20 protein-coding genes are annotated in these 20,621 nt (G+C 60.1%); 8 read left to right on the plus strand and 12 right to left on the minus strand.

The genetic code is table 11. The annotated features are described in order from the left end of the window. The 3 genes from BV911_RS13325 to BV911_RS13335 all read right to left on the minus strand — a co-directional run. Positions 1 to 1,087 (minus strand): AI-2E family transporter (locus tag BV911_RS13325; RefSeq protein ID WP_139840089.1); only part of this gene is annotated, 1,087 nt, incomplete at its 3' end. Positions 1,088 to 1,391: 304 nt separating this feature from the next. Further along, positions 1,392 to 4,916: a DUF4347 domain-containing protein gene (locus BV911_RS13330; protein WP_168184076.1), complete on the minus strand. Its 3,525-nt coding sequence runs from the start codon at positions 4,914 to 4,916 to the stop codon at positions 1,392 to 1,394. Between the two features lie 289 nt (positions 4,917 to 5,205). Then, positions 5,206 to 5,634: a VOC family protein gene (locus tag BV911_RS13335; protein WP_086054120.1), complete on the minus strand. Its 429-nt coding sequence runs from the start codon at positions 5,632 to 5,634 to the stop codon at positions 5,206 to 5,208. A gap of 191 nt (positions 5,635 to 5,825) precedes the next feature. On the opposite strand from BV911_RS13335, the gene BV911_RS20015 reads away from it, so the two are divergent. The 5 genes from BV911_RS20015 (at position 5,826) to BV911_RS13355 (ending at position 8,409) form a co-directional block, all read left to right on the plus strand. Continuing rightward, positions 5,826 to 5,975, plus strand: coding sequence for a hypothetical protein (locus tag BV911_RS20015; RefSeq protein ID WP_240512248.1), 150 nt, complete (start codon positions 5,826 to 5,828; stop codon positions 5,973 to 5,975). Then, the gene (locus BV911_RS13340; protein WP_240512249.1) at positions 5,976 to 6,473 is read left to right on the plus strand and encodes an FAD-dependent thymidylate synthase; all 498 of its coding nucleotides are present in this window, start codon (positions 5,976 to 5,978) and stop codon (positions 6,471 to 6,473) included. It begins immediately after the preceding gene. Positions 6,474 to 6,600: 127 nt separating this feature from the next. Then, complete coding sequence (locus tag BV911_RS13345) at positions 6,601 to 7,434, plus strand: thymidylate synthase (RefSeq protein ID WP_086054121.1); 834 nt, start codon at positions 6,601 to 6,603, stop codon at positions 7,432 to 7,434. 3 nt (positions 7,435 to 7,437) lie between these two features. Continuing rightward, positions 7,438 to 7,911, plus strand: coding sequence for a dihydrofolate reductase (locus BV911_RS13350; protein ID WP_086054122.1), 474 nt, complete (start codon positions 7,438 to 7,440; stop codon positions 7,909 to 7,911). A gap of 162 nt (positions 7,912 to 8,073) precedes the next feature. Continuing rightward, positions 8,074 to 8,409, plus strand: a complete 336-nt coding sequence (locus BV911_RS13355; RefSeq protein ID WP_086054123.1) for an ArsC/Spx/MgsR family protein — start codon at positions 8,074 to 8,076, stop codon at positions 8,407 to 8,409. A 4-nt stretch (positions 8,410 to 8,413) separates the two neighbouring features. Here BV911_RS13355 and BV911_RS13360 read toward each other — a convergent pair whose 3' ends face one another. The 8 genes from BV911_RS13360 to BV911_RS13390 all read right to left on the minus strand — a co-directional run bounded on the left by BV911_RS13360 (position 8,414) and on the right by BV911_RS13390 (position 16,145). Further along, the gene (locus BV911_RS13360) at positions 8,414 to 8,962 is read right to left on the minus strand and encodes a DoxX family protein (protein WP_086054124.1); all 549 of its coding nucleotides are present in this window, start codon (positions 8,960 to 8,962) and stop codon (positions 8,414 to 8,416) included. Next, complete coding sequence (locus tag BV911_RS13365) at positions 8,962 to 9,717, minus strand: DUF2063 domain-containing protein (RefSeq protein WP_086054125.1); 756 nt, start codon at positions 9,715 to 9,717, stop codon at positions 8,962 to 8,964. The genes BV911_RS13360 and BV911_RS13365 overlap by 1 nt, the downstream gene beginning before the upstream one ends. Next, complete coding sequence (locus BV911_RS13370) at positions 9,714 to 10,583, minus strand: DUF692 domain-containing protein (RefSeq protein ID WP_086054126.1); 870 nt, start codon at positions 10,581 to 10,583, stop codon at positions 9,714 to 9,716. Before BV911_RS13370 ends, BV911_RS13365 begins: the two co-directional genes overlap by 4 nt. A gap of 73 nt (positions 10,584 to 10,656) precedes the next feature. Next, positions 10,657 to 10,965: a DUF2282 domain-containing protein gene (locus tag BV911_RS13375; RefSeq protein ID WP_086054169.1), complete on the minus strand. Its 309-nt coding sequence runs from the start codon at positions 10,963 to 10,965 to the stop codon at positions 10,657 to 10,659. 231 nt (positions 10,966 to 11,196) lie between these two features. After that, positions 11,197 to 13,143, minus strand: a complete 1,947-nt coding sequence (gene thrS, locus BV911_RS13380) for a threonine--tRNA ligase (protein ID WP_086054127.1) — start codon at positions 13,141 to 13,143, stop codon at positions 11,197 to 11,199. A gap of 299 nt (positions 13,144 to 13,442) precedes the next feature. Beyond that, positions 13,443 to 13,616 (minus strand): hypothetical protein, encoded by a 174-nt coding sequence (locus BV911_RS19190; protein WP_240512250.1) that lies wholly within the window; start codon positions 13,614 to 13,616, stop codon positions 13,443 to 13,445. A 118-nt stretch (positions 13,617 to 13,734) separates the two neighbouring features. Next, positions 13,735 to 14,697 carry a DUF2950 family protein gene (locus BV911_RS13385; protein WP_086054128.1) on the minus strand — a complete coding sequence of 321 codons (963 nt, stop codon included), beginning with the start codon at positions 14,695 to 14,697 and terminating at the stop codon, positions 13,735 to 13,737. An 8-nt stretch (positions 14,698 to 14,705) separates the two neighbouring features. Then, positions 14,706 to 16,145, minus strand: a complete 1,440-nt coding sequence (locus BV911_RS13390; RefSeq protein ID WP_086054129.1) for a DUF3300 domain-containing protein — start codon at positions 16,143 to 16,145, stop codon at positions 14,706 to 14,708. Positions 16,146 to 16,315: 170 nt separating this feature from the next. Here BV911_RS13390 and BV911_RS13395 point away from each other — a divergent pair, with 170 nt between their 5' ends. The 3 genes from BV911_RS13395 (at position 16,316) to BV911_RS13405 (ending at position 19,300) form a co-directional block, all read left to right on the plus strand. After that, complete coding sequence (locus BV911_RS13395) at positions 16,316 to 17,077, plus strand: alpha/beta fold hydrolase (protein WP_086054130.1); 762 nt, start codon at positions 16,316 to 16,318, stop codon at positions 17,075 to 17,077. Continuing rightward, on the plus strand, positions 17,074 to 18,057 hold the full coding sequence (locus BV911_RS13400; RefSeq protein WP_086054131.1) for a carboxylesterase: 984 nt from the start codon (positions 17,074 to 17,076) through the stop codon (positions 18,055 to 18,057). The genes BV911_RS13395 and BV911_RS13400 overlap by 4 nt, the downstream gene beginning before the upstream one ends. A 217-nt stretch (positions 18,058 to 18,274) precedes the next feature. Then, positions 18,275 to 19,300, plus strand: a complete 1,026-nt coding sequence (locus BV911_RS13405; RefSeq protein ID WP_086054132.1) for a LacI family DNA-binding transcriptional regulator — start codon at positions 18,275 to 18,277, stop codon at positions 19,298 to 19,300. 55 nt (positions 19,301 to 19,355) lie between these two features. Here BV911_RS13405 and phaZ read toward each other — a convergent pair whose 3' ends face one another. Continuing rightward, on the minus strand, positions 19,356 to 20,615 hold the full coding sequence (gene phaZ / locus BV911_RS13410; protein ID WP_086054133.1) for a polyhydroxyalkanoate depolymerase: 1,260 nt from the start codon (positions 20,613 to 20,615) through the stop codon (positions 19,356 to 19,358). Positions 20,616 to 20,621 lie beyond the last annotated feature (6 nt).

Consider the following 20,621-nt stretch of genomic DNA (forward strand, 5'->3'; position numbering starts at 1 on the left):
ATGTTTCAGGATAGGGGGCGCTGTGGTCCAAAGGCATATCCTGTCCCAGATAAAGGCGCCCGGTCATATATTGCGCCACCAAGAAACGCACCAGAACCCCGATCAGCGCTGAGACCGGGACCGCGACCAACATCCCGACAAAGCCGAACAGCGCGCCAAAAATCGACAGCGCCAGCAACAGCCAGACCGGATGCAGGCCGACGCTTTTCCCAACCAGATTGGGGGTCAGCACGTTGCCTTCGATCACTTGGCCCAGAAAGAAGATGCCCGCGATGACGCCGATCATCAGCGGATCGCCCCAAAACTGAAACAGCGCCAGTCCGATGGCCAGAACGCCACCGACCAACGCACCGACATAGGGAATGAACGAAACCGCTCCGGCCAGAAAGCCAACGAACAGGCCGAAATTCAGCCCCGCCAGCATCAGCGCCACCGCATAAAACGTGCCTTGAATAAAACACACCATGCCTTGTCCCCGGATGAACCCGGCTAGGGTCTGATCCATTTCCTTTGCCAGCCGCCGGATGGTCACGGCATGATCGCGCGGCAGCAGGTCGTCGACCCGGGCCACCATGCGATCCCAATCGACCAACATGTAAAACGACACCACAGGGACGATGATCAAGAGGACCATAATGTTAACGATGGTCAGCGCCGAGGACATCACCCCTTGGAATACATCGCCGCCCTTGGTCTTCAACGCCTCGCCCAGCCCGGCCAGCGATTGGCTGACCACAGAATCCTCATAGGACCAGCTGGGGAACCGACCATTGACGTAGGTTTTGACGTTCTCAGCCAATTGTGGGGCCGAGTTGAACAGATCCACCGCCTGATTGATCAACGTGGGCAGGATCAACAGTGCCGAAAGCGCTGCCACGACGACGAAAAACACCGAAATGATCGCGGTCGCCACAATGCGCGACAGCCCCCTCCGTTCCAGCCAATCTGCGATCGGATCCAGCAAATAGGCGACGGCGCAGCCCAGAATGAAGGGCAAAAGCACATTGCCCAAAGCCCAGAGCGTGACCAGAACAACGACGGCCGCGATGCTCCAGTATTTCAATTGCTGTTGAGCGGGATGAGCCATGAGGGAATCCGGATTGTTGCTTGCAACATGTCCTATATTTACCAACACAATTCAACCGCTGGCGACGGTGCAGCCGCAGGGATTGATGTTCCGGTGCGGGGAGGTTGCGAAACGCGCCCGCGCGGCGTCACCCCGTCGATCTGTGCCGAAAGTCGACGGCTTCAGAGGGGGGCAGTTTGCCTGCTGTGGTGGCCCTCAAGCGCGCAGGGCCGAACGCCGCGGCGCGTGAACAGCAAAAACCCCCGCCCTGTTTCGGGGCGGGGGTGTGATCGGTCTGATGAAAGTCCGACGGTCGTCCGGCGCGTTAAACGAAGTCGAAATCACTGATCCCAAGATCGGTCGCGGTCACGCCAACAAGGGTGATCTGGTGCGCCGCATTGCCGACTTCATGAAGAACCGTATTGGCGCCGTCTTGGGTAATTCTGAGGTCCGACAGCGCGTTAATGGTGGAGTGGCCGGTGAAGTCCAGCCGGTCCGTGCCATCGGCATAATCCTTGACCACGTCCTTGCCGAACGCGTTCGACCACGCAAAGCTGTCCGCTCCAGCCCCGCCAAGATAGAAGTCGTCTCCGGCCTGACCTTCGAGGAAATCATTGCCGGTCGACCCGATCAGCGCGTCGTTTCCAGCGCCGCCGAACATCACGTCATTGCCCGTGCCGCCGTAGAAGATGTCGCCAGAGGCGCCGCCGGTCAGCGTGTCGTTGCCGGTTCCTCCGGCGATGGTGATTGCGGTGGCCATGCCGGTGGCGTCGATGACATCCGCGCCGTGAAGGCCATTGATCCGCTCCAATCCCAGCCAACTGCCGATGGAGATCGTCAAGCCGGTGGTGACGGTGATGACGGCCTTGTCTTGGCCGGCCCCCGCATTGCGGACCTCGTCGCCGGATTCGCCGATCAGGAAGACGTCATCCCCTGCGCCGCCGAAGAACAGATCGTTGCCTGAATTGCCGAGCAACGTGTCGTTTCCAGCGCCACCAATCAGCGTGTCGTTGCCTTCGCCACCGATCAAGACGTCGTTGCCGAGACCACCGGTCAACTTGTCGTTGCCGCCATCACCGAACAACAGCAGATCGCTGGTCTGGCTCGACCCATCGACCACGTCATTTCCGGTATAGCCGTTGACGCGCTCGACGCCGCTCCAGCCGGTCATGTTCAGGTTGACCCCAGAGGCGTCGTTGAACTGGGCCTTGTCATAGCCAACCGTGCCGGTATCGGTCACAATATCAGACCCAGAGACGATGAACTCGTCCGCATTTTCGCCGCCGTCCATCAGGTTGGCGCCGAACGAGCCAATTAGCAGGTCGTTGCCGTCGCCGCCGAGCAGGGTGTCATTGCCCGATCCGCCGACCAACAAGTCATCTGCATAGCTGCCGTCGAGGTAATCGTCGCCCGCGTTCCCGTACAACACATCGAAGCCACCATTGCCATAGAGGCTATCGTTGCCGTTGCCGCCGTTGATCGTGTCGTCGCCGGGGCCGCCGCTCATCTTGTCGTGGCCTGAGGGATCGTTGAACATGTCGTCGCCGACTGTGCCGGTCAAAGTGCTGTTGCCAGCCCCGCCCGTGACGGTAATGCCGGGGTTGGCAATCTCGATCGCCAGCGTTTTCAGCGAGACATTGCCTGCGGCATCTGTGGCCCGTACGGTGATCGTGCGCTCGCCCTTGCCGCTATAGGCCGTTGCCAACGTGGCCTGCTGAAGGTTGCCCGTACCCGTTCCGGCCGCGACATAGCCGCCGCCATCGCCCCAGTTGATCGCGAGTGACGCGCCTGCTTCTGCGGTGAAGGCGATGGTCGGGGTGGTGTCCAAGGTCGCGTTGTCGGTGTTCGAAATGCCGGTGTCGCTGGCGTCGGTCAGGTCAATCTGAGTCAGCGACGGCGCACGGGTGTCCAGCGTCACAGTCATGGATTGGGTCGTCGACAAGCCGCCGGCATCGGTGGCGCGCACTTGAATGGTCTTGGTCCCCGTGGTGCCATAAGCCCCGGACAACGTCAGTTGCTGAAGCAACCCGGTGGCCGTTCCCGCGTTGATGAACCCGGCGCCATTGCCCCAGTTCACGGCCAGCTTCGAGCCCGCCGTGACTGCAAATTCGATGGTCGGGGTCGTATCCGACGTCACGCTGTCCCCAGCCGTGCCAGTGTCGCTCGCGTTGGACAACGCCACGTATCTGGGTGCCAGATCGAAAACGCTGACGCCATCATCCCGGAAACCGGCGGTGAGAAGGTAGGTGTTGCCGTCCACGGTCACGGCGGTTTCGGAATAGATGTATTCCATCGCGACCGAGCTGTTGTCGTCCAGATTTGCAATATTGGTCAAACTGCCATTCGCGGCGACGGAAAACACGCTGACGCCGTTATCGGTAATGCCGCCCGCAAACAGCAACGTTTGGCCGTTCGCCGTGATCGTGCTGAGCGAACTGACCGCATCCAAATTCATCGTGCTGGTATCCGAGACGTTGAACACGTTCGTCAGGATGCCGTTGGAATTGATGGAAAACACGCTGATGCCGTCATCAAGGGTTCCGGCGGCGAACAGATAGGTTTTGCCGCCAATGACGGTCGTTGTCAGCGCACTGGCCCCGGCCAGATGCGTGGTCGCGGTGTCGAATACGTTCTGTATCGAGGTCAGGCCCGCGCCATTGACTGAAAATGCGCTGATGCCGTGGTCGTCGCCTCCGGCGCCGTAAAGATAGGTTTTGGCGCCGATCGTGGCGGTGACCAACGCTTGGACTCCGTCCAGCGCCCGTGCGCCGGTGTCGAAAACGGTCGCGACGCTGCCGAGGCTGCCGCCCGATCCGATCTTGAACATGCTGATCCCGTTATCGTCGGAGCCAGCGGTGAACAGATAGGTTGAAGATCCAATGGTTGTCGAAGTGAGGGCGCGCACATCTTCTAGCGCGAGGCCAGCCGTGTCGCTCACATTGCCGACAGTGGTCAGGCGGCCGTTATTGGCGACCGAAAATACACTGAGCCCATTGTCCGAGCTGCCTGCTGCGAACAGATAGGTTGCAGTGCCAACTTTGGTGACATGAAGGTCTTCGATCTGACTAAGATTCAGCGTCGCTGTGTCCGTAATGTTGAAGACACTCGTCAATGCACCGGATGCGCCAAGGGAAAACACGCTGATGCCGCCGTCGTAATATCCGCCGGCGAACACATAGGTGGTGGATCCGACAACCGCGGTGGTCAGACTCTCGGCACCGTCCAGCTGCAAGACATCATTGTCAGATACGGTTTGGATCAGTTCATAATTGTAAAGAAAGGTCGGCTTGGCCAAGCGCGGCGCGTAGGATGCCATGGCCGCTGGCGCGAAGGCGGGGGCCAGACCACCGGGCAGTACAAAGCTGTCTGGATTATGATCTCCGACAATGCCGTCCGTTCCGACCACCGTCCGATTGACAGCGTCTGACAGTGCGGCAATCAGGGCGATTCCCTCAGGGCCGGCAGCAACTTCGCACGCCGTCAGGGCAACCGTGGCATTCGGGGCCAGCGCCGCTCCGATCCGTGCCAGAACATCCGCCTGACCCGGAAGGCTGGCAGTGGTCAGTGCCGTCATCCCAAGAAACAGGGCGCCGGGCTGACCATGGGCGACGATGTGCACTGCCGCATAAGGCGTATCGGCGGTTTCCAGCGCGGCTGCGATCGCATCAAGCGGGCAAGTGCCGGTGGACAACTGCAAAACAGTATGGCCCGAGGCCAACCCTTGGGTGAGGGTGGCGGCTTGGGGAACATTTGCGTCCAGAACCACCAGCGCGGATGCGCCGCTGGGCTGTGTTGCGTCACGCTCAGTGTGTGATGCAGACGCGTCCGGGCTCAGAACAGAGATCGACATTGGTACCATTGGTCATGCGGCCTTTGCAGCTGGGTCGCGTCATGAGATGTAAGGGATCATCTACGCAACAGAGTTAAACGTCCAGACGCTTAGATGAGCGCCTGAGGTCTTGCAACAGGCCGTTAGATAAATGACCGTTTTGTGGCAAAATGTGATCGACCGGCACCGCGCAAGCCGCTGTATGATGCAGCCGCGCGGCCCGGACTTCGTGGGGTTCTGGCGCGGGCCGCGGTCCGATCAGGGTCCCGCACCCCTGCGCTTTAGTTCCGATGCCGCATCCGGCGACGGCTTACCAGTGGCCGGTATTTTCCATGCTGGCCCATGGTTCTTGCACCGGCAAACGATCGCCCATCTGAAGCAGTTCGATCGAGATATTGTCGGGCGAGCGTACGAACGCCATGTGGCCATCACGGGGCGGGCGATTGATGATCACACCGTTGTCTTGCAGATGCTGACACATGTCGTAGATGTTCTCGACCTCATAGGCCAAATGCCCGAAATTGCGGCCGTCCGCAGGCAGGGCATCATCCCCATCCCAGTTATGGGTCAGTTCGACAGGGCATTCGGATTGACCGGGAGGGGCCAGAAAGATCAGCGAAAAGCGGCCGGCCTCGTGATCGACACGGCGCGTTTCTTCTAATCCCAGAAGGCGATAGAATGCCATCGATGCCTCAAGGTCTTTGACGCGAACCATGGTGTGCAGGTATTTGATCTTCATGTGGGGCGCTCCATTCACTGACTCAATCGGGGCTTTGCCGATGTAAGCTGGGTCTATCATTGGGGCGGATCGGTGAGAACCGGGAAGTTACGCGGGGTGTCGGGCTTGGACGCGAAGACGGAGGTTGGCCCTTTTGCGTTTCGGAGGCTATGGAAGGCGATAACGTCTGATTCCTGAACGCGAGTCCGCCTATGCAGTCGACCCAATACCAACTGGACGAGATCGCCGGCTTGTGTGCCAATCCGGTGCCGACCCTGCGCGCCGTCGGCCCCGGCATGGAGATGCGTTTTTCCACGGCGCATGAAGTGCTGGATCACGACTTCGTCAGGGTGGTCGATTAAATGGGCAACGACTCTGTGATCGTCCAAGCGGCCCGTGTGAATGCCGGTGCAGGCACCAAGAAGGCGCGCAACGATGCGGGCTTGATCCACTATCTGATGCGGCATTGGCAATCGACGCCGTTTGAAATGTGCGAAATGACGTTGCACGTGAAATTGGCGTCGCAATATCTCGTCAACAAGCAAGGACGTGGCACCGTTCTGGGGGGCGAGGACGCCGCCCGGGGGCTTGCGCCTTTGAAATCCAACGCCGACTGCCGCGATGATCACTTTGCGGCGATGCTCGGCCAAGGCGGCCATCAAGGTCTGGCCGGGGTGACTCTGCCTGACAACAATAAGGCCCGATGGTATCGGAAAACCTCAGGTAACCAGTTGACGGCGGAGTTTTACCTAGCCTTCTCAAGAATAAAGCGACTTTTCATAGAGGAAAATTCTACCCTCTTTTTGAGACGGATTGATCCAGTCCAGCAAACAAGAACCGGCGCGCTAAACCCTGTTTGACTTAAGGGCGAAGGGTGCCAGTTATCGAAAACCGCTATGGGCCAGTACGAGTAGGCTCTAATCGCATGGCAGTTCGATCCAAGTCTCGGCTCGGTGTCAGTGTTGAAAATGAAAGACGAGAACCAAAGTGCGACAGTATCACGAAGCATTGAATGTCATTTTACAGAATGGCGAAGACTCCTCGGATCGTACCGGTACGGGTACGTTGTCTTATTTCGGATTGCAGTCTCGTTACCGCCTTGCCGACGGGTTCCCGCTGGTTACCACTAAGAAGTTGCATCTGCGGTCCATTATTCACGAGCTGCTATGGTTTCTGTCCGGCGATACAAACATAAAGTATCTGAAAGAAAACGGCGTTTCGATTTGGGATGAATGGGCTGATGAGAACGGCGACCTAGGCCCGGTTTATGGGCATCAATGGCGCTCTTTCCCTGCGCTTGAACCGACAGATCAGCATCTGAATGGAGAGCCTTTGTTCAAAGGGCGTGAGGTCGATCAGATCGCCCAGCTTATTGATATGATCAAGACATCGGCTGACAGTCGCCGATTGATCGTTTCAGCTTGGAACCCTGGCGATGTGCCGCGCATGGCTTTGCCGCCATGTCATACGATGTGGCAAGTGCGCATTCTGAACAACAAACTGCACCTGCAACTCTATCAGCGATCGGCAGATATGTTTTTAGGGGTGCCGTTCAATATTGCCTCCTATGCCCTTCTTCAGGTGATGCTGGCCCATGTGACCGGCTACGAACCCGGCGATTTTGTTCATACTTTGGGCGACGCTCACATCTATTCAAACCACATGGATCAGGTGCGGTTACAGCTATCTCGAACACCCAAGCCGTTGCCCGAAATCAAAATTAAACGCGATGTGTCATCGATTTTCGATTTTCGCTACGAGGATTTTGAGGTCGTGGGTTATGATCCGGACCCGGCAATTCGTGCCCCCGTGGCGGTTTGACCGATGATTACTTTGATAGTCGCACGCGATGCAAACGGCGCCATCGGCCGCGAGGGCACCATTCCTTGGGATGTCCCTGAAGATTTGAAGTCGTTCCAGCGAGAAACGCTGGGGGGCGCGCTGATTATGGGACGCAATACTTGGGACAGTCTTCCTGTTAAGCCATTGGCAAGACGTTTGAATATCGTGGTGTCGTCGCGTCCGGACGCAGCGGACACCGTTGTGCCTTCGGTGGAGGCAGCTGTGAAACTGGCATCGGATCAAGGCTATAACCGAATTTATGGGATTGGCGGCGCCCGGATTTATCAAGAGATGGTCGCGATCGCAGACAGGCTGTTGATCTCAGAAATTGAAATCAAAGTTGAGGGGGCTGATACGTACTTTCCCAAAATCGACCTGAACAATTGGCGTATGGTCAGTGACAGGCCGTTGCGGATCATTGATCCGAAATGTCGCGTGCGTGAATTCATGCGGTGATTATATCGTGAAAATCTGAAACTGTTATTGCCGTTCCATCCTTCGGGAAGGCGTCTTTGATATCACCTACCCGGTCCCAACAAAACGTGTAGGTGCCGAGTTAGGAGATGTCTGCCCCCTGAGGTTACGGCGACACGCGCGGAACGATATGAAAGGTGAACCATGACTGCACTGACCCTTGTTGGGCTAAAAACCTGTGACACCTGCCGCAAAGCGCGTAAAGCGCTGACCGAGGCCGGGCACGACGTCACCTTTCAGGATGTCCGCGAGACGCCGCCGACCGTTGACGATCTTGCCGGGTGGCTAGAGGCATTTGGCAGTGATCTGGTGAACCGCAAATCTACCACTTGGCGCGGGTTGTCTGAGGCCGAGCGCGCCTGTCCGCCACTGGCCCAATTGCAGGCGCATCCGGCATTAATGAAACGTCCTGTCCTTGCGGCGGACGGCGCGCTTTATCTGGGATGGGGTCCTGAGACGCAGGCGGCCCTGCTGGGGTGACCGATTAACGCTGGCGCAGAACGAAACGATCGACAGAAATCGGACCGGCGCCACGGACGATCAAAACAATCAGAACAAACACCCAGAAGGTGCGTTGGTCCATGATCAACGCACCCGACGCGCTGTCGAACCAATGCCCGATCGTCGCGGCATCGGCGTTATGGCCCCAAATGTCGGTCAGGCTTTGTACTGTGATGAAGCCGATCATGCCGATGGCGGCAAGGCGGGTGAACAGGCCTATTACGATTAGCAACGGCAAGATGAACTCGGCCCAAGTGCCGAACAGCGCGATCAGATACTGCATCGTGCTCATCTGACTGACGTCGTAACTGGCCGCCTCCATCGCCTTGGGAAACATCTGCACATAGGCACCGGACGAGGGGAACAGGAAACCGAACAGGCCTGTGCCGAGCTTGGTCATGGCCGAGCTCCAGAAGTAACCGAGCAGCACGGCGGCAAAGACAAACCGGGCAAGGCTGGGCAACAGCCAAGAGCGCGTGGCCCGCTCTAGCAGGTCAAAGGCCCAGTTGTGGAAGCGAATAAGTGCGGTCATCAGCTTGGGCCTTTGGTCAGGGATGTCAGGGCGCCGCGAGCCAGCAAAAGGCCAAGGGCTGGGGTCAGGTCGAACAACGGGTCTGCATCGGTCGCAGCGGCAAGGGCCACGCCGAATGTTGCAGCATTTTTTAAAGATTGGATGAAGGCGGATTGGGCCGGATCAAGCAGATCCAGCATCGGATCGAACTCTGGCCGCGAAATCAGCACCGTTTGGGCGCCGGGTGTCGGGACCGGCGCGCCGGGTGTCATATTGCGCTGCCAGATGGCGTGGATGGGATAGGGCGATGTCCGCAGTGTGACCGCAGGCGCAAAGGTGAACCGGGTCGCCATAAGCGCGTCCTGCGACAGGTCTTGCAGGCAAGCCGGATCAAGCGGCGGCGCATCAGCGGCGTGATAGGCGCGGCGCAAGTCCAGTTCCAGCCGGGCGACATCGGCAAGATAGGCCAGATGCTGTGCTGGTGGGAATTGGGCCAGAAATTCGGGGAACTCTGCGCCATACAGCGCGAGGACCGGGCTTTGGGGGGGGTGCTGGCGTAGAAACAGCCCGGCCATGGCCTGAAAAAAGGCGTCCCCCACCAGTTTTCGGACCACTGGAAAGCCGGTCTCAAGCGCCTCTGTCAGGCTGACCACCACGTTGTTGCGATAGACATCAAAGCGTTTGCCCGCAGGGCGGCCATCTGGACCGGTCAAGCCAGCCGGAACCGCCGCAGCGGGATCAAGCAGGGCGGCGACAAATTCGGACTGTCCGGTCATTGGGGCACGGCTGGCGCGCTTGCGCAGAGGACACGGTTGGCTTGCAGGGCCTCGGCGGCCAGAATCGGCCATTCCGGTACGTCATTGTCCCATTCGATCAGGGTTGGCCGTCGTCCCGCCCGAGAAATGGTGTGGGCGTAGAGGGCCCATACCGGGTCAACCACCGGTTTGGCATGGCTGTCGATCAGCAGCGGCGCACCGGTATCGTCTTGATCCTCGTCATGACCGCCCAAGTGAATTTCACCCACATGCGCCAATGGAAAGGCATCGATATAGCTGACCGGATCAGTATTTTGGTTTGTGGCGGACACAAAGACGTTGTTCACGTCAAGCAAAAGCCCACAGCCGGTCCGCGCCACGATCTGCGCCAGAAAATCGACCTCGGTCATTTCGGATTCGGCAAAGGCCAAATAGCTGGAGGGGTTCTCAAGCAACATCTGCCGTCCGAGGGCGTCCTGAAGCTGGGTGATATGGCTGCACACGCGGGCCAAGGTCGTCTCGGTATAGGGCAGGGGAAGCAGGTCGTTCAAGAAGTGGGGCGTATGTGTCGACCACGCCAGATGCTCGGAAAAGGATGCCGGATTAAGCCAGCCCACAAGATGCTTCAACCGCGCCAAATGCGCTGCATCGAGGGGCGCATCGCCCCCGATCGACAAACCAACCCCATGCACTGAAATTGGAAATTGCTCGGCCAGACGGCGCAGTTGTGCCTGTGGTCGTCCGCCATCCCCCATGTAATTCTCGGCGTGAATTTCCAGCCAAGCAACAGGACCGGGGGCGGCGATCAGATCCGAGAAATGGTCGGCCTTATACCCGACACCAACCAGGTCGGGCAGGGCGGGGCGGCGTGAGCTGGCATCAAACATGGCGCATTCCTGATCTGTTGCCCATCGTGAAGACCGGCCCCGTTGGGGAAACAGCGGGGCCGGGGACGGCCGCTTATGTCGACGGCAGGTCGCGGTCGAGGGCGGTCAGAGACCCGTGACGGTCATCGCCATTGGCCATGGCAGGGAGTTCCATTTCCGTGCAGCTGCCTTTGGTGACGAGGGTCCATGCGTTGCCCTGATAGTCCACTTTCGAGGTGCCGGCGCAGGTGGTTCCGGGGCCTGCCGCACAATCGTTTTTACCGGCCAGCGACACGCCGAAGCATTTCTCTTGCTCCTGAGCGGCGGCTGGGGTTCCGGCAAAGCCGGAGACGGCGGCGGCGACGGCCCCAAGGATTGCGAAGGTTTTGATATTGGTCGACATGATCATTTCCTTATGGAAGTTGAAGGTCGTGAGTGCCGCATCATGGTGGCGACATCGTTATCCTAAACCTTCCCCAAGGTCACATGATACACACGGGGGCGTGAATAACCCCACTGTCATGGAATGTTACGTCAATGCTGCATCTGCATAAAATTTTTCGTTAGGAAACAATGCGATAAAAAAAGGCCCGCAGCAATGGCGGGCCTTGATGTTGCGATAGTTAGCCGATTGTTACAGCAAATCAGGCGCGCGGGCCTCTTTGGCAAGGTCCGCGACAATGGCTTCAAGGGTCTGCGTTGCAGTTTGTTTCATACCCAATCGCCGGACAGTGACGCTGCGCTCTTCCACTTCGCGACCGCCACAGGCAAGGATGACCGGCACTTTGCCAACGGAATGCTCACGCACCTTGTAGTTGATCTTTTCGTTGCGGGTGTCGGCCTCTGCGCGGATGCCTGCGGCCTTCAGCAGGGCCACAACTTCATGGACGTAGTCGTCCGCATCCGAAACAATCGCGGCCACCACAACCTGACGCGGCGCCAGCCAGAACGGCAGCTTGCCCGCGTGGCTTTCAATCAGAATGCCGATGAACCGCTCGAACGAGCCCAGCACAGCGCGGTGCAGCATGACCGGACGGGCCTTGGCGCCATCTGCGCCGATAAAGGTCGCATCAAGCCGTTCGGGAAGGTTCGGATCGACCTGCAGGGTGCCGCATTGCCAGTCCCGGCCGATGGCGTCGGTCAGAACGAATTCCAGCTTGGGACCATAGAAGGCGCCTTCGCCTTCGCTGATCTCATAGGCGTATCCGGCCGCTTTGCAGGCGTTGCCAAGGGCGTGTTCGGTCTGATCCCAGCTTTCGTCGGTACCGATGCGCTTTTCCGGGCGAGTCGACAGCTTGATCCGCCAATCGGTAAAGCCCAGATCGGCATAGATTCCGGCCAGAAATTCGATGAACTTCTTGGTTTCGGCTTCGATTTGCGCGTCGGTGCAGAAAATATGCGCATCGTCTTGGGTAAAGCCGCGCACCCGCATGATCCCGTGAAGCGCGCCCGAAGGTTCGTAGCGGTTGCACGATCCGAACTCGGCCATGCGCAACGGCAGGTCGCGATAGGATTTCAGCCCTTGGTTGAAGACCTGCACATGGCAGGGGCAGTTCATCGGCTTCAGCGCGTTGACGGATTTTTCGCGGGCATGTTCTTCATCCACTTCGACGATGAACATATGCTCTTGATAATTGTCCCAATGGCCTGATTTTTCCCACAAAACCCGGCTGACGACCTGCGGGGTGTTCACCTCGACATAGCCATCGGCGCGCTGTTTGCGGCGCATGTAATCTTGCAATTCGGTGTAGATGGTCCAGCCGTTCGGATGCCAGAAGATCTGGCCGGGGGCCTCTTCTTGCATGTGGAACAGGTCCATTTCGCGGCCCAACTTGCGGTGGTCGCGTAAGGCGGCCTCTTCCAGCATTGTCAGATGGGCTTTCAACTGGTCCCGGTTTTGGAAGGCGACACCGTAAATCCGTTGCAACATCGGGCGGTTGCTGTCGCCGCGCCAATACGCGCCGGCCACAGACATCAGTTTGAACGCGTCGGCGGGGACTTGGCCGGTATGCTGCAAATGCGGACCACGGCAGAGGTCCTGCCAGTCGCCATGCCAATACATCCGCAGCGGTTCAGACCCGGGGATCGCCGCAATCAGTTCGACCTTATAGGGCTCATTATTGGCCTCATAATGCGCGATGGCGCGGTCGCGTTCCCAGATTTCGGTGCGCACCGGATCCCTGAGATTGATGATCTCTTTCATCTTTTTCTCAATGGCGCCAAGGTCTTCTGGGGTGAACGGTTCGGCGCGGTCGAAGTCGTAATACCAGCCATTGGCGATCACCGGGCCGATGGTGACTTTGACGTTGGGCCACAGGTCTTGCACGGCGCGGGCCATGATATGGGCCAGATCATGGCGGACCAGTTCCAGCGCCGGACCGGCATCTTGCAACGTGTTGATGGCGATGCTGGCATCGGCGTCAATCGGCCATTGCAAATCCCAGTGCGCCCCATTGACGGTCGCGGAAATTGCCTTTTTAGACAGGGATTTAGAGATGCCTTCGGCCACTTCGGCCGGCGTGATGCCTGCGGGATACGCGCGCGCATTGCCATCGGGGAAAGTGAGAGTGACGTCTGCCATTGTGATGGCCTCCTCGTCAGTTTGGCGCCTACGAAACGCCCGGTTGCGGGTATGGTTCGGCGGCCTTTTTCGACGGGAGAGGGCGGGCTGTCAAGCCACCCGCTGTGCTGTGGCCTGCGGCGGATTTCCGGTGTCGGACAATCGTCGGACTTTTATCGGACTTTCGTCGGACCGGTATCGGTCCCCGATCATGGGGCAGGGCAGAAACGCCAACAGGCAGATCAATCTGATCTGCCTGTTACAGCGCTGTCGTCTGCTGCTGTGACGCGGAACCCGCGTCCGTGCTCTTCAGCATCGCTTTAGTTGCCATAAACGGCAGTGCGGGCGATTTTTTCGGCGTCGTCACGAACGAGGTTCAGGTCACGAGCGGTGGCTTCGGACATGTTGCGCAGTTCGGCGGCGGTGCGGTGGAATGCAGCGCGTTTTTGAGCAGCGGTGCGCAGAGAGTTAAAGAAGGACATGGTCATTTCCATTTGTTGGACGTTGGCTCTGTTGCCAACACGTCCTAAATGGACCCACGGTGGGGGCGGGACAACGTCCGTTTCGGTCAACCCGCCATGCGTTTGCTGCAACGCGGCAAAAGGGGCAGCTTTATTGCCCCAATGCTTGCCCCAGTGTTTCCGTCTCGCCCAGTGTCATCACATCCACCGGGGTCCATGCGTCGTCCGGATTGTAGAGGGTGATGTCGCGGGCGACCGTCAACGTGTCCTCGCCAAGATCGGCTTGCAGGATGATGCCGTTCTCGGCCACCATGAAGGTGTGAACGCCGGTGGCGTCATAATCGGCCGGGACCGCGAGGATTGCGTGACCGGCAAGCTGATGCCCGTTGATGATGTAATCCAGCGCGCCGCCCGGGGCCAAATCGCCTTGCCCATGCAGCACCCGGAAGTAATAGCCCATCAGGGGCTCGGGTTCATAATCGGCGCTGCCATCACTGTAGCCATCAAACGAAGCACGGGCCAATTGCGCCCCCACCGGACTGTCCGGAACGGCCCAGAACAGACCGTCGCGGGTGCCCGGTTCGGTCGACAGGATGGTGCTGGCAAATTCCAGCACGCCATCGCCGTTGTGGTCGCTCAGACGATAGTTGGCCTGCACATCCACATAGGCGGTCAGCAGGTCGATCACGTCCAATTCGTTCAGGCCGATGTCCCGGTCGGTGATTTCGTCCCGGCCCGCAACAACATCGAAATGCCAACTGCCGTCCTGTTTGACCAGCGGGACCGGGAACGGCCACGCATCCGCGCCAAGCAGCAGGGTCACGCTGTCGTCATCTTCGGGCTGAAAGCGATAGCCTTCGGCATACATGATTTGCAGAACTGCGCGGTTCTCGGCATCCTCAACGGGGTTGCCGGTGGTCAGCAGATCGCGGGCTTCGGGGCCGAACACGGTCAGCAGGGCCTCAACGTCATGGGTGTCCAAGGCGGTAACGAAGGCGTCTAGCGCATCTTGCGGCCCGGCATAGGTGGCCGGATCCGCCATTGCCGCGCTGGCCGAGATTGCAAGCGCGAGGCAAGACACCGATGCGCGCGGAAGGGTGCGAAGCTTGGTCATGATTGGGATCACCTTTTCAGCCTGCCGCCGCCACCGCCACCACGATTGCCGCCGCCTTTGTTGATCTTGCCGCGCTTTGAGGCTGCTTTGGCCTTAGCGCCGGAGGAGTTTTTCTTCAGGGCACTTGCCTTGGACCCGTTGCCCTTTTTGATCGATGGGGTCTTGGCCGCGGCGGGTTTTTTCAACTGGGCCGCCTTGGCGGCTGGGGCTGAATTGGCCGCTTTGGCGCGAGCGGGCTTGTCGGCGGTTTTGGCCAGAGCCTGCGCCCGGCCACCATCGCCACCGGGGCGGGTGATTTTGGCCCCGTCCAGTTTGCCGCCGCCCGCTGTCGGGCGGGAAATGTCGGCGGCGCCAGTATTGGTGCTGAGCCGGTCGCGCAACGCATCGCTTTGGGATTCGGGCTTTTTGATGGGCAAAGTGGTGGCACCGCCGTCACCGCGCTTGTCGGCGATCTTGTCGCGCGCACCTTGTGCTTTGTCCGGGTCGGGCTTCCAGCCGCCATCGGGCCCGCGGTCGGGGCGGTCTGGGCGGTCGGGTCGATCCGGGCGCAGCGTGTTGCCGTTGCCCTGGCCAATATTGACGTCGCCATCCACGTCGATGTCGATATTCGGGTCGCGGATGATCGGACCGCCACCCCAGCCGCCACAGTTGCGGCAACCCCAGTAATTATTCCAGTCGTCGTCATCGTCGAAGATATTGTCGATCACAGCATAGGTGCCAAAGCCGATGGCGCCGGCGATCAGGGCGTCGCTGAGGCCACTGTCGCTGCTTTGGGCATAGACTTCGGACGGGGCGTATTGCGGCACATAGACCGTGTTGGGATCGGTCGGGGTGATGACGACCTCGTCTTCTTCGACCGCGACGGTCTGGGCGTCGCCGCTGATCAGGGCACCGCTGTCGATCGCCTGATTGCGCATGACCTGAACCGCGGCCAGCACGTCCTCATCCTGCGCCAGCATGGCGTTGCCCATGGTTTCGGTCCAGTCGATGTGATCGGCCATATCCCCGATCACCTGCGGAAAGGCGGTGGCCAGCACGGCGACGGACGGGTCCCAGTCTTGGGCCTCGATATCGGTCTGAAGCGTGTCGGGATCGGCGTCGGCATTGTCGGCAAGGAACCGGTCGCTTTTGACCACTTCGAGGGGCTGGGTCGCCGCCACGAGGATCTGGATCAGCAGCGTGTCGGGATAGAGGGCGACCGGAGCGACAAGGGTTTGCAGTTCGGCATCGGTCAGCAGGGCGTCGTCATCGGCGGCTGCCGCATCGGCTGTGTCGGCATCTGCGGCATCGGGCGCGGCCTCGGGGGGCGCATCTTGCGGCGCATCCGCAGCCGGTTGCTCGGCTTCGGCCGCCGGTTCGGGTGCGTCCTGCGCATAAACGCTGGCAGCGGGCAGGCCTGCCAGCAGCAGCACCATGGCTGTGGCGCATGTAAGACACCGGGTGTGCATGGTGATCCTCCGATAAATCTGTCTGCGCCCATACGTTAACCGACCGCGGCGGCTTGGCAATCCTATTTTTGGGCGGGGGCGGGCGGAGATGAGATCGGCGTGTCGGGAATTAGGGCTTGCGTCTGCGGGGGTGGCTGGCGAGGTTGCGAGAAACGACCGAGGAGAAAGCAATGCGCGACCCACAGTATCTGGACACACCGCAGGGACGCAGGCTGGCGTATCATCGCAGTGGCGGACCCGGGCCGGGGGTGGTGTTTTTGGGCGGGTTCGTTTCGGACATGCAGGGCACCAAGGCGGTACATCTGGAACAATGGGCGCAAGAGCGGGGCCTGTCGTTTTTGCGGTTCGACTATTCCGGGCATGGCCAATCGTCCGGGGCGTTCGAGGATGGCAGCATTGGCGCATGGACCGAAGATGCGCTGGCGGCGATTGCGGCGCTGACCGAGGGGCCGCAAATCTTGGTTGGCTCCAGCATGGGGGGCTGGATCGCGCTGCGCTGTGCCCGGGCTGAACCGCTGCGGATTGCCGGGCTGGTGACCATCGCGGCGGCGCCGGATTTCACCGAAGACAGCATGTGGGCGCGCTTTACCCCAGAGCAGCGCGCGCGTCTGGAACAGGACGGGCGGATCGATCTGCCCAGCGACTATGGCGCGCCCTATTGCATCACCCAAAAGCTGATCGAGGACGGACGCGCCAGCATGGTGCTGCGCGATCCGCTGACCTTGGCTTTTCCGGTGCGGCTGTTGCATGGCACCGCCGATGCCGAGGTCGACCCAGCCGTGGCGCTGCGGCTGTTGGATCACGCGGTTGGGCATGACATCCGGCTGACCATGGTTAAGGATGCCGATCACCGGTTTTCCACCCCTGACTGTCTGGCCGTGATTGAGGCGGCGATTGATGAGGTGCTGGCGCGCGGAAAGGTGCAGCTATGATCCTGTCGCTATTGAAATGGTTGATTGGCGCGGTGGTCTTGGTTTGGGCTGCGGGGGCGGTGCTGAACTGGGTCGGGCCGACCGAGCCGGTGGACCTGACGACAACGGTGCCAGAGTTGCCGCCGACCGCCGAGCTGGACCAATGGCTGAGCACGCAGGAAGAGGCGGTGCCGAACCTGCGCGACGGCGCGGAAAAGCGGATCGTCTGGGCCGGGGATGTTGGCGAGCAAACGCCGCTGTCGCTGGTCTATCTGCATGGGTTCTCGGCCAGTTCTGAAGAGATCCGGCCCGTGCCCGATGAGGTGGCCGAACAACTGGGAGCGAACCTGTATTTCGCGCGGTTGACGGGCCATGGTGCGGACGGCGCGGCCATGGCGGCAGTCTCGGTCAATGCTTGGGCCAATGATGTGGCCGAGGCGGTGGCGATCGGGCGTGAGTTGGGCGAGCGGGTCATTCTGATGGGGACCTCGACCGGGGCGACCCTGGCGGTTCTGGCCGCCTCTGACCCAGAGATGGCAGCGGATCTAGAGGCCCTGGTGCTGTTGTCACCGAACTTTCGCGCCGCTGGGCTTGGGGGGCGCGTGATCGAATGGCCCTACGCCCGGATCTGGGGGCCGATGGTGGTGGGGGCCGAGCGGGCGTTTGAGCCGCGCAACGAGGCGCACGGCACCTACTGGACCACGCAGTACCCAACCACATCCCTCGCGACGCTTGGGGCATTGCAACATTATGTGCGCGGGCTGGATCTGGCCGAGATGACGGTGCCGGCCCTGTTCTTGGTGTCGACATCGGATCAGGTGGTGGATTCGCGCGCCGCACGCCGGGCGGCTGCGGCTTGGGGGGCGCGCAGTGTGCTGACGCCGGTGGTCATGGCCCCCGAGGATGATCCCGCTGGCCATGTGCTGGCCGGCGATGCCTTAAGTCCGGGCAAGACCGCCCGGGTGGTGGCCGGAATTGTGGCTTGGATTCGGCAACTGTAACGGCGACCGTGGCAGGGACTGCGGCCCTGTCGCGAGCGGCGCCATTGGTGCGGCCCGGGCAGGGCCGTCCCGGGGTGCGACACGCTCAATGTTCACGTGAATTTGATCTTTTTTGACTGTTTTGTGCAGGTGTATCGCCGTTTTTGTTATAGGGTGATAACATTGCTGTATTGGTTTCAGCAAAATTTGTCCGAATTAAGTTAAAGCAGGTTTCAGGTTGAAAAAACGGGTCAGCTCCATTGATGTGGCGGCATTGGCGGGGGTCAGTCAGTCGGCCGTCAGCCGGGTTTTCACGCAAGGGGCATCTGTCAGTGCAGAGATGCGGGACAAGGTGCAGCGGGCGGCGCGGGAGCTTGGCTATCGTCCGAACAAGCTGGCCCGCAGTCTGATTGAAGGCCGAACCCGCATTATCGGCTTGATCCTGACCGATCTGGACAACCCATTCTATGCCGACCTTTTGGAAGAGGTGTCGGACGCGTTGCGGGCGCGCGGCTTTGGCCTGATGGTGCAGTTGCCGCGCAAGGTCGAGGAACTTGAGGCGGCGGTGGCGGAATTCCACAGCTATCGGGTGATGGGCATTCTGTCTCTGTCGGCGATGTTCTCGGGCGAGCTTGACACAGCGTGCCGCGAGTTGGGGATACCAGCGGTGATGTTGTGCACCGGCCGAGAGCAAGTGCCGATCAGTCAGGTGGTGACCGACAACCGGGGGGCAGGGGCGGAAATCGCGCAGTATCTTCTGGAGGGGGGCCATCAGCGGATTGCGCATCTGTCGGGAAAATCGCCGCGCCTGAGTACCTATGAGCGGGCCATCGGCTTCCGCGAGGGGTTGCGGGCCGGTGGTGCCGAGATTTTTGCCGAAGAATCCGGCGGCAACACCTATGAGACGATGGTGGCGGCGACGCTGAAATTGTTTGCGGGTGCGGAGAGGCCGGACGCGGTGTTTGCCTCGACCGATCAGATGGCCTTGGCGATGATGGAAACCCTGCAAAATGACCTGCATCTGCGGGTGCCCGAGGATGTGTCCATCATTGGCTTTGATGATGTGCGGGCGGCAAGTTGGGGCAACCATGCCCTGACGACGTGGCGGCAGCCGGTGCAGGCTATCGTGGCGGCGGGGATCGATCTGTTGCTGCGCCTGCGCGAGGACCCGGCGCAACCCCCGGTCAGCATTGTCATCAAGGGCAAGTTGATTGAGCGTGGCTCGGCCCGCAGACCGCAGCACCGCCAAAGCGGTGCCGCCTGATTGGTGGCCTGACCGCGCGGGGCCACGGCCCGCAGCGGTTGGCGCCGTCGCCCGCTTAGGCGGAGTGCAGCTGCGTGACGTTGCTGGTGCTGTTGGCGTCGATGAATTCAAGCACCAGTGGCCGGATATTGTTGCGCCAGCTTTTGCCAGCAAAGATGCCGTAATGCCCGGCGCCCGGTTCCAGATGGCTGGCCTTTTTGCTGTCGGGCAGGCCGGTCAGCAGATCGAGCGCGGCCAGACATTGACCCGGTGCGCTGATGTCGTCTTTTTCGCCTTCGACGATTTTGACGGCCACATTGGTGATCTTGCCGAAATCAAGCTGATGCCCATCGACCACGAAGCGGTTTTCGGCAATTTCGAGGTTTTTGAAGATTCGCTCGACGGTGGAGAGGTAGAATTCCGCCGGCATATCCATGACCGCCAGATACTCATCATAGAATCGGTTGTGATGATCGGTGTCCGATGCTTCGCCTTTGGCGACGCGGAGAATCTGGTTGAAGAAGGCTTCGCCGTGCCGGTCGGGGTTCATGGAGATGAACGAGCTGAGCTGAAGCAGGCCGGGATAGACCAATCGTCCGGCGCCCTTGTGGCAGAAGCCGACGCGCTGAATGGCGATTTCTTCGAGTTGGCCCATGGTGATGCGGCGGCCAAAATCGGTGACATCGGTGGCGGCGGCATCGGGATTAACCGGCCCACCGATCAAGGTCAGCGATGCCGGCTGCGCGGCCGGGTTTTTCTCGGCCAGCAGGGCGGTGGCGGCAAGGGTCAGCGGCACCGGCTGGCACACCGCGATTACATGGACGTTAGGACCAAGGTGTTCAATGAAGTCAGCCACATAGCGGGTGTAATCTTCGACGTCAAACTTGCCGTCCGACACCGGAATGTCGCGCGCATTGTGCCAGTCGGTGACAAAGATGTCGGCGTCTGGAAGTAGGCTGGCGACGGTGCTGCGCAGCAAGGTCGCATAATGGCCGGACATCGGCGCGACAACCAAGATTTGGCGGGGCATGGTTTCGCGGCCCTGAACATCGAATTTAACAAGGTCGCCAAAGGGTTGCTTAACGACCGGGTAGGTGGTGACGACGTGGTCGCTGCCATCTTTGCCCAGAACACTGTGGATGCCCCAGTCCGGTTTGGCGGTCATCCGGGAGAAACTGCGTTCCATCACCGTGCCCCACGCGGCCATCATGTTGAAAGCCGGGGTTGGCAGAAGGCTGGTTGCTGGGTAGGATCCAAAAGCGCGTGCAGAGGCGCCAAGCCATTGGTTGGTATTGCGAACGGTTTCCATCAAATCGTAGGTGGCCATGAAACGCATTGTACT

Source organism: Pseudoruegeria sp. SK021, assembly GCF_002119405.1.
In the GTDB taxonomy this organism is placed as follows: Bacteria; Pseudomonadota; Alphaproteobacteria; order Rhodobacterales; family Rhodobacteraceae; genus Meridianimarinicoccus.